Here is a 15,333-nt window from a genome sequence, read left to right on the forward strand (position 1 = left end):
TTATTCGCATCACTGGCTTCTATAACCTTGCCTCTTCGGAATGTCCGCAACGGGACGAAAGCTGCCGATCATCAAAAGTCGTCATCCTGAATTTACTTGATAATTCCTTGCGGGCGATATCTGACTGGAACCAATGGCCAAATCCGAATCGGAAGTCTTGGCCTGCCTTGAACTGGAGTATGTGACTGGTTTTGACCGGAATACGAGCCAGGAACTGCAGATGTAGTATTTCAGTGCTTATTAGCTGCGTGCTTCATGATTAAACGTGGCTACTTCAGACAATCTCATCTTCCTTGGCAATAATGAGAGACATCTTCTTTTTCAGGGCAATTAGCCTCAAATTTTGTGTCAATTTACGGGTGAAAAACCTGTTCATTGAGATGAACAGGTTTTTTATTTTGCTCCTTACATTCTCTCAGTAAAGAACTGTATGCCGGTACGTTTGACCAGTTCTTCATAGGTGATCGGTTTTCCTGCTTTTGTGTCGTCGATGTTTTCGACCCAGTAAGCCCATCTCTTGTTTTCTGAAGGGTCGTAGACCAGTTTGAAAAGATATTTGGGTACCCAGACTTTGTTCTCACCTATCGTTGTCGGTCTGGCTTCAAATACCGGTCCAGTCAGGACATAGATATCACCACGGGCACGCATGGCATATTTACGTGTCGCATTTTCTATCGATGCCCAGGTCTTCCTATTGTTTTCCGGTGCTTGCGGAACCATGTTTGCGAGTGAAAAACTCTGTGCCATTGCTTCCGGTGTTGCCATATTTCCAGCTGGCGCCATGTGGCCACGATCGTAGCCGGAATTCTTGTAATCGCTGAGTTCTGCGCGTTCAGCGCGCGGCAAACGGGCATCGGCAAAAAACCGATTGGTTCTTTCGTTTCCTTTCGCATCGATGATGGTTTGCCGGTTGAGTTTTTCTGCGACATAAATGGGGGTGTGGCTTTTGGCCGAATGAAGGATCGCGAATGATGAATAGCACAAGGCCCGTGTATTGAGTTCGGTTTCATGCGGGATAACGGGAATCTGTCCTTTAGAAAAAAATTGACGACATTCTGAAAATACAGGGGCAGCAAAACTGGCAGACGACGATAGCGCTAACGCTAAAGCGAAAATAAACTTTTTGAACATGAATTTTATGCGAGAAAATCAAAAGAAAAACAGGTACTGAAAACCGCAACTCATACAACCACGCGGCCATCAGCAAAGCGGGAGAGTGAAGCGAAGAAGAAAGTGCAGCAGCACATTTCCGACATGAATTTTAACGGGAACAAATCTCAGTCGTGTTTATTTATTTGCTTCCGTGCAGTAGAGTCGCACTATCGAACATTGATTTGCTCACTATTTAATCAGGTGTCGCTATCCGTATGGCGAGTGTGCGCTGGCGAGGTGGATACTACCAACACGCGCCTATCATTTTTCAGGGAAATTCATCGATGAAGATCAGGATCAAATTGCCAAAGCCGCGTAATCCTTTGGCGGTATTAGTGAAACAACGTAAAGGCGGAGTGCATGGCGCATCTCAACCGGCGCGGGCAGAACGGAGAAAGTACAAGCAACGCCTGCATGGCGTGTTATCGGGTCGGTCTGGTGGGGACGAGACCGACTGATTGGCGGTGTGTGCCGATGTTGACGTTTATTTTTTTTCAGGCAGTGACGGCGCGTTGCGTGCTGCGTGTACCAACAAACCAATCAGGCTGACGGTGGCAAATGCCGCGCCGGTATAAAAAGTAAAAGTGGAACCCAACTGATCCCATAAAAGCCCTGCCACCACGCTGGCAAGCAATAATGCGATGCCACTGACCAGATTAAAAAAACCGAATGCTGTGCCGCGCAGATCTGATGGTGCGCTGGAGGCGACCATGCTTGCCAGCAGACCTTGCGTCATTCCCATGTGTATGCCCCAGAGCGTGATGCCAGCTAACAAGCCACCCCAGCTCTGGCTGTATCCGAGTATCAGGTCAGACGCAATCAGTATGACTAATCCGCCGGCAAGCATGTGGCGATGAGATATGCGGTCTGACCATTTACCAAATGGGTACGCGGTTGCTGCATAGATGAGGTTCATCGCAACCATCACGAGTGGCACCAGCGCGACAGGAACGGATAATTGTTGTGCCCGTAAGATCAGAAATGCTTCGCTGAAGCGGGCGAGTGTAAACAAACATCCGAGAGAAACCACCCACCAGTATTCTTGCCCCATTCGTTTCAGGTTGTGCTTGCTGAGTGGATTGCCAAGGCTGACCTGTGGCCGGGTATCCGGTTCTGCCACACCAATAAACAACAGCAACATTGCACCCAGACCCGGTATCACTGCAAGCCAGAAAATATGGCGGTAATCGTTTGCCCACAGCAGCATCAACGCAGTGGCCAGCAATGGTCCGGCGACGGCACCTATCGTATCGAGCGACTGCCTTAAGCCAAAGGCCTGGCCACGGATTTCTGCCGGCGTAATATCCGTAATGAGTGCATCACGCGGCGCTCCGCGTATGCCTTTGCCGGCTCTGTCGAGAAGGCGGGCAGTTAGTAACAGTCCCATTCCCTGAGAGAGTGCAAACAGTGGTTTTGAAAAAGCACTGATCCCATAACCAAGCACCGCCAGCATTTTGCGTTTTCCGAGGCGATCACTGAGGGCGCCGGAAAATACTTTCACCAGCAAGGTCGTGGATTCGGCGATACCGTCAATCACGCCCACCACAAACACACTGATCCCCAAGGTTCCGACCATAAACATCGGCAGCAGGCTGTGTATCATTTCTGAAGAAATATCCATCAGCATGCTGACGAAACCGAGTATCCAGATACTTCTGGGAATTTTTGGACGTGTCATCTGTGTTAAGCGAAAGTCATCTGCGCATTGGCGATAAACGTAGGAATTTAATTTATCTGAAACTGATCTGGCCAGTGCTGATTATTTTCCCGTATTACGTGCAGTTTGTCGCAATGTTTCTAGCGTGGCACCGGGGGTGATCAGATTGCCGTCGTAGCGCAGTTCGATCACGGCGGGTAACTGATGCGTGGCCGTATGCACAATTGCGCGTTCCAGCGCAGGGCCGAATTCAGCTGTCGTCAACACGATTTCACCACTCGCCCCATAAGCGCGGGCCAGTGCGGCAAAGTCAGGATTGTGCAATTCAGTGCCTGAGACACGCCCCGGAAATTCACGTTCCTGATGCATGCGTATAGTGCCGTACATGCCGTTATTGAATACGATAATGATGACGCCAGCTCGGTACTGCACGGCGGTGGTCAACTCCTGCCCGTTCATCATGTATTCTCCGTCTCCCGCAAAGGTGATCACGGTGCGTTCCGGTGCGATGAGTTTGGCCGCGATACCGGACGGCACGCTGTAACCCATCGCGCCTGAAGTCGGTGCAAGCTGGGTGCGCAGTCCGGCATAGCGGAAGTAGCGATGAGCCCAGGTCGCGTAATTACCTGCGCCATTGGTGATGATGCTGTCAGCCGGTGCCAGACGCATGATGTCCTGCACCACTCGCCATAGATTGAGCGGCGCATTTTCTTTGGCAAAAATGGCGGGTTCCTGCTGCCAGGCGTGCAGTTCTGCTTTGGCTTCAGCTACGCTGTGCTGCCAGCGTGCCGTATTTTTCAGTTGACCTAACTGTGACAGCGCGTGTGCGAATTCCTTCATGCCGCTGTTGATCAGCAGCGGTGCTTGATACACGCGTCCCAGCTCCAACGCATCGCTGTGTACATGTACCAGCGTTTGTTTTGGCAGCGGCGCTTCGAGCAGCGTGTAACCGCCGGTCGTCATTTCACCCAGACGCGGGCCGATCGCAATCACCAGATCGGCTTGCTGTATGCGTTTTGCCAGTTGAGGGTTAATGCCGATGCCGACATCACCGATGTAGTTAGGGCGTGCATTGTCGATTAAATCTTGAAAGCGGAAAGCGCAGGCGACCGGCAAATGATTCAGTTCCGCGAATTCACGCAGCTGAGTACAGGCAGTCTGATCCCAGCCGCTGCCACCCAGGATCAGCACAGGGCGCGCAGCCGCCTCCAGCATGCTGCGCAGCTGCCTCAGTTGTGCTGGCGAAGGGTAAGCCTGTACCGGCGTGTAATGCAGTGTGTCCGCCACTTCCACGGTCTGGGCCAGCATGTCTTCTGGCAGTGCCAGCACTACTGGGCCAGGACGGCCACTGGTGGCGACCTGAAATGCACGCGCGATGTATTCAGGCACGCGGTCGGCGCGGTCTATCTGCGCCACCCATTTCGCCATAGGACCAAACATGCGACGGTAATCGATTTCCTGAAACGCTTCGCGCTCCACAAAATCATTGCCGACCTGGCCGATGAATAAGATCATCGGTGTCGAATCCTGATATGCCGTGTGTACACCTATCGAGGCATTGGTGGCACCGGGCCCGCGCGTCACAAAACAGATACCGGGCTTGCCGGTCATCTTGCCATAGGCATCGGCCATAAATGCCGCACCGCCTTCCTGGCGGTTGATGATGAAGCGTATCGGGCTGTCATGCAGCGCATCCAGCACTGGCAGGTAACTCTCACCGGGAACACCAAAAATAGTATCGACACCGTGGATTTGCAAAGCATCGACAATTAACTGACCACCCGAGCGAGATTTCAACATGACAGTAATAGCTAAAAAAGGAAAACCCATACGCTAACAGAAAGCTTGCCGAATTTGCAGCGCTATTGATGCGTCACGACGAATTGCGAACGAATTGTGGGTGAGTAGAGTAGAATAGCGCCCGAAGCAGGCCAGACAATCGCTGGTCGCCATAGCAATATGGTGACGGGAGGAAGGTCCGGACTCCATAGAGCAGGGTGACGGCTAACGGCCGTACGTTGAAAGCCGCAAGGTATAAGACGAGGAATAGGGCCACAGAGACGAGCGTATTAAGTTACGGTGAAACGCGGTAACCTCCACCCGGAGCAATTTCAAATAGGCACGCGTTGAGGTGGCTCGCGGAGCGTGCGGGTAGAAAGCTTGAGCGGCGGAGCAATCCGTCGCCTAGAGGAATGATTGTCATAGTCGGTCATAGCAATATGAAAGACCGTAACAGAATCCGGCCTACCGGCCTGCTTTACTTCTTTTTATGACGGTCGTTGCCAGACACAGACGACCGCTATCTGTCAGAATCATCTCTGACACAACTTCAGACACAGCAACATTTCATTTTTCGCAGCATTACGCGATTGCGCTTCTGTTTGTTGTAAATCGGACTAATTCAAAAAAACTGGTGTTACACTCACTTGCGGCAATACAATCCGGTTTATAGCCAGCAGCTTGTTGACTAATATCCTGTCTGATCATTGCAAACGCCTGTTCTGAATACCTATTAACGATAAATTATTCCAGACTCATGGAAAACCGAGGCAAAAATAAAGAACGGATTATTCCCCTGAAGATATTTGCCTTTTGCACTTGTCTGATTCTTGCCGTCATTGTTGCGCAGAGCTGGTGGTCGATAGCTGAGGATAAAAATCTGACCTTGTCTGACGCCCAGCAGGATAGTTACTTCACCGTCCGTATTCTCGAAGAGCATGCCAATCGCGCTTTAAGTGAAGTTGTTCAGTTGATGGATGCGATCAGTGAACAGATCGCGATTTACTCACCTGAAAAAGATACCCAAAAAAATACGTTTGAACAGATTTTAGCGAACCAACGCCACCATTCTCAGCTATTGAATGCGGTGTCGCTGTTCGATGCACAGGGGCAGAATCTTGCGTCTGATTCTGTCGATAGTTCGTCTCAGCAGCTTTTGCCAACATCATCGTTATCGCCGCAGCTGCATGTGACATCGCTCATCAATAATCCCAACGATACGCAATTAAGAGTGGGAGCCGCAATCAAGTTGACAGGCTCTGATCAATGGATATTGCCGGTTGCGAAAAACGTGATGGGGCTGAATGGTGAGCGTGCTGGCATTCTTGAAGTGCAAATGCGCCTCAACTATCTACAAGAATTTTATGAACTGGTTGCACGCGGCAGCGTGGCATCGGTTTCACTTCATGATTTGAACGGAATCGTGCTGACCGGGGCACCAGCTGATAATTATATTTTTAATCGTAGCCTTAAGCAGCCAGCTTTATTGTCGGCGATCGTCGATGGCTCCAGAGAGGGATCACTTTATGGCGGTGCGTTGCAGGATGGCAGTGGCGAGTTTTTATACACCTATCGGAAAGTCGCAGGATTTCCACTGACGCTGTTATATGCACGCAATGTCGAGAATATTTTGTCAGACTGGAAGAACAGGGGCAGGCATAAAATACTGTACACGTCAGCGACGCTTATTCTTATCCTTATTCTGATCTGGCTCTTATTACGGCAGGTGCGGCAGTTAAATCACTCCCGTCTCAGGATAGAGGCAAGTGAGGAGCGATATCGGTTGCTGTTTAGCGGTGCTGAAGATGCGATTTTTCTGATCAATCAGGATCATCATTATGTTGATTGTAATCCTGCTGCCGTCAGGTTGTTTGGCGTCAGCGGTGTTGCTGATATCATCGGGCGCAAAGCGGGCGAGTTTTCATCAATATTGCAAGCGATACCGGGCACGCCGCAAACTGACGGCGATACCTTGCTCGATCAATTCATCGAACGCGCATTTGATGGTGTTCCTCAGCGTTTTGAATCGATCATGGTAAGAGAGGGAAATACTCTGTACAACGAAGTTACTCTCAGCCGGGTTGAGTTAAATGGCGAGAGTCTGTTGTTTTGTACCGAGAGAGACATTAGCGCCCAGAAATATTCAGAGCAATTGCTGGAGGCTCAGAATCATCTGTTGCAACTGATCGGTGCGAATGAAGATCCGCTGTTTATTTTGAGTTCAGTCTGTGATTTTGTCGAAAAATTACGGCCATTCTGGTGTGTGGGAATTCAGTTGCTGGCCGATGATCAGAGAACTTTTATTCAAAGTGTCGGGCGCAGTTTTCCTGACATATTATCGAAACAGATTGTCGACATGCCGGTTGCGCACGGCAGTGGCATCTGGAGCGAAGCGGTATTAGTTGCTTGCCCGGTGCAGCTTAGTAATTTTCAGCAAGCGCCATCGATGCAGTTCGTCAATGATCTGGAGGCGCTGGGTAAAATAAATGCGGGTAGTGCATGGCCGTTGATGGATAAACATGGCCATATATTAGGTAGCTTCACGGTATTGCTGTCGGAATCGCAAGAATTAAGCGATGACGATATGAGTTTAATTGGCATCATGATCGAGATCGCTACGATCGCGATTGAAGGCCGTCGCTCCGAGAAAAAAATACTGCAACTCGCGCATTATGATGAACTTACTGGTTTACCTAACCGGTTTTTATATCATCAGCATCTCGCCAAAGCTTTGGCTCTGGCAGAACGAAACAGCTGTCAGCTTGCGGTGCTCTTTCTCGATCTGGACCGATTTAAAAATATTAACGACACCTTTGGCCATGATGAAGGTGATCGTGTCTTGCGCAGTATCTCTCAGCGCTTCCGACAGGTCTTAAGGGAATCGGACATTATTGCCAGAGTTGGCGGTGACGAGTTCATTTTACTGATTGATCAATTCAGTGATCCGCGTGATTTGGGGGACGTCGCTGACAAACTGTTATTCGAAGCATCGCAACCGTTTGAAATTCATGGTCAGGAATGCCAACTCAGTGCCAGCATTGGTATTGCCACTTTCCCTGCAGATGGACACGATGCGCAAACTCTGCTGAAAAATGCGGATATCGCGATGTACCGGGCCAAAAATAAGGGCAAGGACAATTACCAGTTTTATGCGTCTGAGATGAATACGCATACGATCGAGCAGTTGGCGTTTGAGGCGCGTTTGCGTAAGGCTTTAGAGCGACTGGAATTTGTTGTGTATTATCAGCCTAAGGTTTCACTGCAGACCGGAAAGATCGTCGGAGCAGAAGCCTTGGTTCGCTGGGACCATCCTGAGCGTGGAATTCTTTATCCCGGAGATTTTATTGGATTGGCGGAAGAGACTGGCTTAATCAGCCGGCTCGGCATGCTCGTGCTTGATATTGCCTGCCGCGACGTGCTGAGCTTCCGCCAGATTGACAGTGATTTTGGGCGGATTGCGATTAATTTATCAGGCTCGCAATTTAATGATCCTCAGCTTTTAGACGAAATTAAGGGCATCGTCGATTTCTGGCGAGTGCCTGCCGATGCGATTGAATTTGAGATCACGGAAAGCATGGTGATGCATAACCGAGAGCAGGCGATAGTGTTGATGGATGGCTTCAGGTCGGCCGGTTTCAGCCTTTCCATTGATGATTTTGGTACCGGTTATTCTTCCCTGGCTTACCTGAAACGATTTCCTGTTGATAGTGTGAAAGTGGATCGCTCATTTATTAAAGATATCCCGGATGACCCGAATGACACCGCGATCGTATTGGCGATTGTCGCGATGGCGCACACCTTGGGGCTGAAAGTCATTGCCGAAGGCGTTGACGCGCAGACGCAACTGGCAATTCTGACTGATTTTAAGTGCGATGAATATCAGGGCTTTTATTTTAGTAAAGCAGTGCCTGCAAAAGAATTTCTTCAACTGCTACAGCAGCAAGTGAATTAAAGCTATTGCCTCATTCAAGAGGCGATCTTTACTTGCTGTGTCTCCCATTTCATCTCCGCCGCTGGAAATGCTGGCGAACGTCGGCATACACGGCCGCAACATCCTCAAAATTACCTTAAGACTTCCATTGATGCTGGATTTTAAGCGCTTTATTCCTCTGCGTCTTACAAGCCACTTTCACTATCTTCTGTAACTCATTAATTTTATTCAGTTATTTGAATAAATTGACTTTCTCGTTAGTTGCGCTAAGTCATTGACTTTATTAAAGAAAGTGCTGTTTTTCTGAGTAATTTCACTTGACCATGTTGATAGCATCCTCTAAAGTGGGAAACAGTGTGAGAAAGTGTAATTTTGTGGGATAAATGCCCAATTTTCATTTATCTTCGCAAACTGAGTCATATCCATCCAAGTCCAGGTAAAAGGTAAAAGCGTGTTCCAGGGTCCATCCGCACTCAATCTCGATGCGAAAGGCAGAATGTCAATTCCTGCCCGCTATCGCGATGCCCTGAGCGAACAATACGAAGGTCACATCACCCTGACCCGCCATCCGGATGGGTGCCTGTTGCTGTTTCCGCGCCCGACCTGGGAATCTCATCGTGAGCAAATCGCCGCCTGGCCGATTCAGGCGCGTGACTGGAAGCGTATTTTTCTGGGAAATGCATTTGACGTCGATATGGACAGTGCTGGCCGTATTTTGCTGGCACCAGAGTTGCGTAATGCTGTTGGTATTCAGCGCGACATCATGATGCTGGGCATGGGTAGCCATTTTGAAATATGGGATGCCGGCAAGCTTGCCGAAAATGAAGCCAACGCGAAAGCGGCTGGCGCTCCTGACGTATTAAACAATTTTACTTTCTGATCGCGGGCAATGACGATACAGCAGGCGACAGAATATACCCATACAACTGTGCTCTTGAATGAGGCAGTGGATGCGCTCGGCATATCCGGTGAACGGGCAAATGGTATCTACATTGACGGCACGTTCGGGCGAGGTGGTCATAGTCGCCTGATCCTGCAACAGCTTGGCCCACAAGGGCGTCTGATTGCTTTTGATAAAGATGCGCAGGCGATTGCCAGTGCCGCTGAAATCAGCGACCCCCGTTTTCATATTGTGCATGACAGTTTTGCGGCAATGACCGCTGCGCTGGAAGAACTCGGCGTCAGTCAAGTGGACGGTATTTTGATGGATCTGGGTATTTCATCGCCGCAAGTGGATGACGCGAGCCGTGGTTTTAGTTTCCGCTCAGATGGTCCGCTGGATATGCGGATGGATACCAGTCGTGACATGTCTGCAGCTGAATGGCTGGCAGTGGAAGAAGAAGAAAAAATCAGGGAGGTGATAAAAAATTATGGGGAAGAACGGTTTGCTTTTCAGATTGCAAAGGCGATTGTTGCTCGCAGGCAAACGGAGTCCATTACTGGAACCCGACAGCTCGCCGAACTTGTCGCGCACGCCGTCAAAACTCGCGAGAAGGGCAAGGACCCGGCAACTCGCACCTTTCAGGCTATACGGATTTTCGTCAATAAGGAGCTTGAAGATCTCGAGATAGGGCTTGATGCAGCTTTTGCTGCGCTCTCTCCTTTCGGGCGGATGTCTGTGATCAGTTTTCATTCTCTTGAAGACCGGATAGTGAAGCAATTTTTTGCTTCTAAAGTAAAACTTGAGCAGCCAGACCGGCGCTTGCCTATCCGTCACGTCGATTTGCCGCAAGCGCAAATGCGTTTGTTGAACCGGATTAAGCCTTCCGAAGCCGAGGTGGTCGCCAATCCTCGTGCGCGCTCGGCGATCTTGCGTATTGCTGAACGTTTGCCAGAGGTGGTGAAATGATCACGCGTGTGAACATTTTTCTGGCAATCGCATTGATCGCCTGCGCTTTGTCTCTGATTAATTCTCAGTATCAGGCGCGACGTTTGTTTATTGAGTTGGAGCGTGAGCAAAGTCTCAGCAAACAATATGAATTGCAATGGACGCAATTGAAACTGGATCAATCCACTTTTGGTAAACACTCGCGCATTGAGGAAACCGCGAGCAAGGAACTGAACATGGTGCCGGTTACGCCGGCGCGTACCCAATATCTGAAAGCGGCGGAGCTGAAATGAGCCGTGCTGGGAACATGTCGCGCACAGCTGCTTCACGCGGCGTTTCATTTTCTTCCAATCCGGTGTTGGAAGTGAAATTGCCTATCTGGCGTTCCCGTCTGGTCTTGTTTTTATTATTCGGCGCTTTTGTTGCGCTGATCGCCCGAGCTTTGTGGCTGCAGGGAATGACAACTGACTTTTTGCAGAAGCAGGGGGCCAATCGATATGCCCGCACATTAGAGTTACCGGCAACCCGCGGAAAAATCACAGATCGGAATGGCCAGGTGCTGGCATCGTCGGTACCGGTAAAGGCGATATGGGCGATCCCCGACGATGTTCTGGAAGCGCCCAAAGATAAAATCCGACAACTCGCAGCCTTACTCGATATGAGTGAGGCTGAGTTACGTAAGAAACTCGATTCTGATCGCCAGTTTGTGTATCTGAAGCGGCAGGTAGAACCGCAGATATCCGACAAAATTCAGGCGCTTGCTATTCCTGGCGTCGAAACCCGCAAAGAATACAAACGTTTTTACCCGGAAGGTGAGGTCATGGCGCACGTCGTCGGCTTCACGAATGTGGAAGATATCGGGCAGGAAGGAATCGAGCTTGCCTCGGAAAAAAATCTGGCAGGTAAAACGGGTAGCCGTCGCGTCATTAAAGATCGTCTTGGTCGTATCGTAGAAGATATCCGTGCTATTCGTGAACCGCATGATGGCAAAGAACTGACCTTGTCGCTGGATAGCAAGATTCAGTATATCGCTTACACCCATTTAAAAGATGCAGTAGAAAAACACAAGGCAAAAGCTGGCGGCGCGGTTGTACTTGACGTGCACACTGGAGAGGTTTTGGCGCTGGTGAATTTACCTAGCTATAACCCGAATGACCGCTCGGTATTGACAGGTGCGCAGTTACGTAATCGTGTTATTACCGATACGTTTGAGCCGGGTTCGACCATGAAGCCGTTCACCGTTGCGTTGGCGCTTGAGACAGGACGGGTTACGCCGGATACAGTATTTCAGACCGCTCCGGGATACATGACGATAGGCCCGGCTGTGATTCATGATGCCCACAAAGAATCTGCGTTGACCGTGGCGCAGATTATCCAGAAATCCTCGAATATCGGCGTCGCCAAAATGGCGTTACAAATGCCACCTAAGGAAATGTGGGAGTTGTTCACCACCTTGGGTTTTGGTCAGCAGCCGAAAATTGGTTTCCCCGGCGCAGTTGCCGGTCGTTTGCGTAATTATAAAAATTGGCGACCCATCGAGCAGGCGACGATGAGTTACGGCCATGGTCTGTCGGTGTCCTTGCTGCAAATGGCGCGTGCATACACGATTTTTGCGCGCAACGGCGACATGATCCCGATCACATTTCAAAAAACTGCCGAAGCTCCGGCAGCGCAGCGGGTCATTTCAGACAAAACAGCGCAGCAATTGCGCATCATGATGGAATCGGTAACGCAGCCAGGTGGTACCGCAACGCAGGCGCGTGTACCCGGCTATCGCGTTGCTGGGAAAACCGGTACTGCACATAAGATAGAAGGTGGTCGCTACGTGAATAAATATGTCGGCGACTTTATTGGCTTTGCTCCGGTATCGAATCCACGCGTCATCGTTGCTGTGATGATTGATGAACCAAGCGCTGGCGGTCATTTTGGCGGTATCGTCGCTGCCCCGGTATTTGCTGCAATTACCGCGAACGTATTACGCTCAATGAACGTGCCACCGGATTCATCTGTCACCAGCATCATTCCTGACAATAGCGTGCAGGAGAGCATGTAATGACCAATAAAAAAATATCCATCAACGAAATCGTTAACTGGCTGCGGCAAGTCGCACCTGAGGCACAGTTGTGCTCAAATTCGGCAAAAATCCTGACTGGCGATGTATTTTTTGCTGCCCGCACGCATCATGGCGATGGTCGTCGATATATTCCTGACGCAGTAGCCCGTGGTGCCGTTGCGATTGTCTATGAATCGGCTGATAACGACACTTTTGTGTGGGATGAGCAGATTTCTGTTCCGCACTTTGCCGTGCCGGATTTATCGCAGCAACTTGGGTTGATCGCCAATGAGTGGTATGGCAATCCAGACCGGACTATGTTCAGCATCGCTGTGACCGGTACCAACGGTAAGACATCCTGCAGTCAGTGGCTGGCAAAAGCTTTGTCAATGGAAAAGTGTGACACTGCGGTGATCGGCACACTGGGTACCGGCATTTATCACCAGGGTGTATTAGGGCAGTTATCGGAAACTGGCTTTACGACGCCGGATGCGATCAGTTTGCAACGCGAATTGTCTGTGATGCAGAAAAACGGTGCAGAGGCACTGGCGATAGAAGCATCGTCGATTGGTCTCGATCAGGGGCGGCTGAATGGCTTGCATATTGACGTCGCTTTATTCACTAATTTGACACGCGATCACCTTGATTATCACGGTGATATGGATGCCTATGCAACTGCCAAACAACGCTTGTTTGATTGGGATGGATTAACAACGGCTGTTATCAATCTTGATGATGAGTTCGGGGTTCATCTGTTAACGCATTTGCAGCAGACACGGCCAGATGTGCGTCTGATGGCTTACTGCTTAGAAAAATCAAGTTGCGACGGCGCTGCTTTACTGAGCGCCAGTAATTTGAAAACAACGCATGCCGGAACCAGCTTTCATCTTGAATCACCGTTTGGCTCCGGTCTGGTGAAAACACAATTGATAGGCCGGTTTAATGTCAGCAACATTCTTGGCGTCCTCGCTGTGTTGTTGAGTAAAGACATTACTTTGCCTAAAGCGCTGGCGCTGATAGAGAAATTGCCGCCAGTGCCAGGTCGCATGCAATTAGCCGGTAGCGCCGGACATGTGATGGTCGTGATTGATTACGCCCACACACCGGACGCCCTGGAAAAAACTCTTGAAGCTTTGCGTCTCGTCGCAGACGAGCGCGGTGGAAAACTATGGTGTGTCTTTGGTTGTGGCGGTGATCGCGACCCGGGCAAGCGCCCACAGATGGGGCGGATATCAGAGCAGGCCGACCAGGTGATCGTCACCAGCGACAATCCACGCAGCGAAGATCCTACTCATATCATCGGGCAGATTGTGGCAGGGATGAGCAAAACTCCCCACATCATCGAAGACCGGGCAAACGCAATTTTGTACGCAATCAAACATGCCGGTGATCAGGACGTGGTGCTGCTGGCAGGCAAAGGCCACGAGACCTATCAGGATATCAATGGTAAAAAATGGCCATTTTCAGATGAAGAACATGCTGCGCTTGCGCTGGCAACTGTCGCGACCAGCGGCAACATGAAGAGGGGGAACTGATGCAACTGACTCTTCAACAATTACAGCCAGTGTTGACATCCGCGATCATGACTGCGGACGCAACGGTCACCGGATTAACCACCGACAGCCGCAAAATTACGGCAGGAGATTTGTTTGTTGCCTTGCGTGGCGATCATTTTGATGCGCATGATTTCCTTGCGCAGGTTGCCGGTTCAGGTGCCGTTGCTGTCGTGGCCGAGCGTGTGCCGGAGCATTTCGCTTTACCTGCGTTGATTGTGCCGGACACTAAACTGGCATTAGCTGAGATCGGCCGATACTGGCGACAACAGTTTATGTTGCCGGTAATTGGTGTGACAGGTAGTAACGGTAAAACTACCGTTAAAGAAATGATTTCATCGATTCTGGCTGCTGCATTTGGCGCGGAACATCGTCTGGCAACCAGTGGCAATCTGAATAATGAAATCGGCGTACCGCTGACTATCCTGGGACTCAACACATCACATCGGGCTGCAGTGATAGAGATGGGTATGAATCATCCGGGTGAAATTGCCTTGCTGGCTTCAGTCGCGCAGCCGACTGTCGTATTGGTCAATAACGCACAGCGTGAACATCAGGAATTCATGCAGACGGTGCAAGCGGTTGCCGAAGAAAACGGTGCTGCGATAAAAGCGCTACCCGATGATGGCGTCGCCGTTATTCCGGCAGAAGATGAATATTGTTCTTTGTGGCAGCGCTATGCGGCAGAACGCGGTCAACGTAAAGTCATTCGTTTTGGATTCAACAATGAGGCCGAAGTAAATGCCAGTTTTATCGCCACCCCGTTCGGTAGCGAAGTCAACATGCATATTGCGGGCCGGTCGTCCGAGCTTCGTTTGCAGGCAGCCGGACAGCATAACGTATTGAATGCGCTCGCTGCTGCCGCATGCTGCCATGCGATCGGAATCTCTGATGAATTAATCGTCGCCGGTCTGGAAAATTTCAGTCCGGTGAATGGACGTTTGCAGCGTAAGCAAGCCAGTTGTGGCGCGATGGTGATTGACGATACCTACAATGCCAATCCGGATTCAGTTCGCGCTGCAATCGATGTGCTGACGCAGATCGGCGGCGCTACTGTTCTGGTACTGGGTGATATGGGGGAAGTCGGCGAAAACGGCGCTCAGTTTCACAAAGAGATCGGCGAATATGCCAAAGCTCAGGGTGTTACCGAGCTGTATTTACTTGGGGATCTGGTCGCCCATACGGCAACTGCATATGCCAGCGCACACTATTTCACCGATATCCAGGATTTATTCAGAGCCTTAGACAGCAGTATTCATCAGGAAAAAACAGTACTGGTCAAGGGTTCACGTTTCATGAAAATGGAACGCGTTGTCAGCCATTTGTTGGTGGCGGATGACGGCACTTCAACACAACAAAAAATAACAGGAACTCATTAGC

The 15,333-nt window shown here is 50.2% G+C and carries 11 protein-coding genes and 1 other RNA gene; 9 read left to right on the plus strand and 3 right to left on the minus strand.

The window, feature by feature from the left end:
* Window positions 1-405 precede the first annotated feature (405 nt).
* A complete protein-coding gene (locus KDM87_RS03260; protein ID WP_212677715.1) occupies window positions 406-1,131 on the minus strand; it encodes a DNA/RNA non-specific endonuclease in 726 nt (241 codons plus the stop codon).
* A 305-nt stretch (window positions 1,132-1,436) separates the two neighbouring features.
* Between KDM87_RS03260 and KDM87_RS03265 the strand changes: the two genes are divergently transcribed.
* Complete coding sequence (locus KDM87_RS03265) at window positions 1,437-1,610, plus strand: hypothetical protein (RefSeq protein ID WP_212677716.1); 174 nt, start codon at window positions 1,437-1,439, stop codon at window positions 1,608-1,610.
* 26 nt (window positions 1,611-1,636) lie between these two features.
* On the opposite strand, the gene KDM87_RS03270 is transcribed toward KDM87_RS03265, so the two are convergent.
* Entirely contained in the window at window positions 1,637-2,830 is a 1,194-nt protein-coding gene (locus KDM87_RS03270; protein WP_212677717.1) for an MFS transporter, read from the minus strand.
* Window positions 2,831-2,911: 81 nt separating this feature from the next.
* Window positions 2,912-4,609, minus strand: a complete 1,698-nt coding sequence (locus KDM87_RS03275) for a thiamine pyrophosphate-binding protein (protein ID WP_230407555.1) — start codon at window positions 4,607-4,609, stop codon at window positions 2,912-2,914.
* Window positions 4,610-4,732: 123 nt separating this feature from the next.
* On the opposite strand from KDM87_RS03275, the gene rnpB reads away from it, so the two are divergent.
* The 8 genes from rnpB (at window position 4,733) to KDM87_RS03315 (ending at window position 15,332) form a co-directional block, all read left to right on the plus strand.
* An RNA gene (gene rnpB, locus KDM87_RS03280) (RNase P RNA component class A) lies at window positions 4,733-5,072 on the plus strand.
* 273 nt (window positions 5,073-5,345) lie between these two features.
* Window positions 5,346-8,540 (plus strand): EAL domain-containing protein, encoded by a 3,195-nt coding sequence (locus KDM87_RS03285; protein ID WP_212677719.1) that lies wholly within the window; start codon window positions 5,346-5,348, stop codon window positions 8,538-8,540.
* Between the two features lie 430 nt (window positions 8,541-8,970).
* Entirely contained in the window at window positions 8,971-9,399 is a 429-nt protein-coding gene (gene mraZ, locus KDM87_RS03290; protein WP_186896379.1) for a division/cell wall cluster transcriptional repressor MraZ, read from the plus strand.
* 9 nt (window positions 9,400-9,408) lie between these two features.
* Window positions 9,409-10,368 carry a 16S rRNA (cytosine(1402)-N(4))-methyltransferase RsmH gene (gene rsmH / locus KDM87_RS03295; RefSeq protein WP_212677720.1) on the plus strand — a complete coding sequence of 320 codons (960 nt, stop codon included), beginning with the start codon at window positions 9,409-9,411 and terminating at the stop codon, window positions 10,366-10,368.
* Entirely contained in the window at window positions 10,365-10,640 is a 276-nt protein-coding gene (gene ftsL / locus KDM87_RS03300) for a cell division protein FtsL (protein ID WP_186884773.1), read from the plus strand. The genes rsmH and ftsL overlap by 4 nt, the downstream gene beginning before the upstream one ends.
* Entirely contained in the window at window positions 10,637-12,400 is a 1,764-nt protein-coding gene (locus KDM87_RS03305) for a peptidoglycan D,D-transpeptidase FtsI family protein (RefSeq protein WP_212677721.1), read from the plus strand. The genes ftsL and KDM87_RS03305 overlap by 4 nt, the downstream gene beginning before the upstream one ends.
* Window positions 12,400-13,935: a UDP-N-acetylmuramoyl-L-alanyl-D-glutamate--2,6-diaminopimelate ligase gene (locus KDM87_RS03310; protein ID WP_212677722.1), complete on the plus strand. Its 1,536-nt coding sequence runs from the start codon at window positions 12,400-12,402 to the stop codon at window positions 13,933-13,935. Before KDM87_RS03305 ends, KDM87_RS03310 begins: the two co-directional genes overlap by 1 nt.
* Entirely contained in the window at window positions 13,935-15,332 is a 1,398-nt protein-coding gene (locus KDM87_RS03315; RefSeq protein ID WP_212677723.1) for a UDP-N-acetylmuramoyl-tripeptide--D-alanyl-D-alanine ligase, read from the plus strand. The genes KDM87_RS03310 and KDM87_RS03315 overlap by 1 nt, the downstream gene beginning before the upstream one ends.
* Window position 15,333 lies beyond the last annotated feature (1 nt).

Source organism: Cognatundibacterium rivi (assembly GCF_018139565.1).
In the GTDB taxonomy this organism is placed as follows: Bacteria; Pseudomonadota; Gammaproteobacteria; order Burkholderiales; family Burkholderiaceae_D; genus Undibacterium; species Undibacterium rivi.

Bases quoted from the DNA above. Each gene is read 5' to 3' on its own strand.
- KDM87_RS03260 (WP_212677715.1), bottom strand. From the start codon at position 1,131: ATGTTCAAAAAGTTTATTTTCGCTTTAGCGTTAGCGCTATCGTCGTCT.
- KDM87_RS03265 (WP_212677716.1), top strand. From the start codon at position 1,437: ATGAAGATCAGGATCAAATTGCCAAAGCCGCGTAATCCTTTGGCGGTA.
- KDM87_RS03270 (WP_212677717.1), bottom strand. From the start codon at position 2,830: ATGACACGTCCAAAAATTCCCAGAAGTATCTGGATACTCGGTTTCGTC.
- KDM87_RS03275 (WP_230407555.1), bottom strand. From the start codon at position 4,609: ATGTTGAAATCTCGCTCGGGTGGTCAGTTAATTGTCGATGCTTTGCAA.
- KDM87_RS03285 (WP_212677719.1), top strand. From the start codon at position 5,346: ATGGAAAACCGAGGCAAAAATAAAGAACGGATTATTCCCCTGAAGATA.
- rsmH (WP_212677720.1), top strand. From the start codon at position 9,409: ATGACGATACAGCAGGCGACAGAATATACCCATACAACTGTGCTCTTG.
- ftsL (WP_186884773.1), top strand. From the start codon at position 10,365: ATGATCACGCGTGTGAACATTTTTCTGGCAATCGCATTGATCGCCTGC.
- KDM87_RS03305 (WP_212677721.1), top strand. From the start codon at position 10,637: ATGAGCCGTGCTGGGAACATGTCGCGCACAGCTGCTTCACGCGGCGTT.
- KDM87_RS03310 (WP_212677722.1), top strand. From the start codon at position 12,400: ATGACCAATAAAAAAATATCCATCAACGAAATCGTTAACTGGCTGCGG.
- KDM87_RS03315 (WP_212677723.1), top strand. From the start codon at position 13,935: ATGCAACTGACTCTTCAACAATTACAGCCAGTGTTGACATCCGCGATC.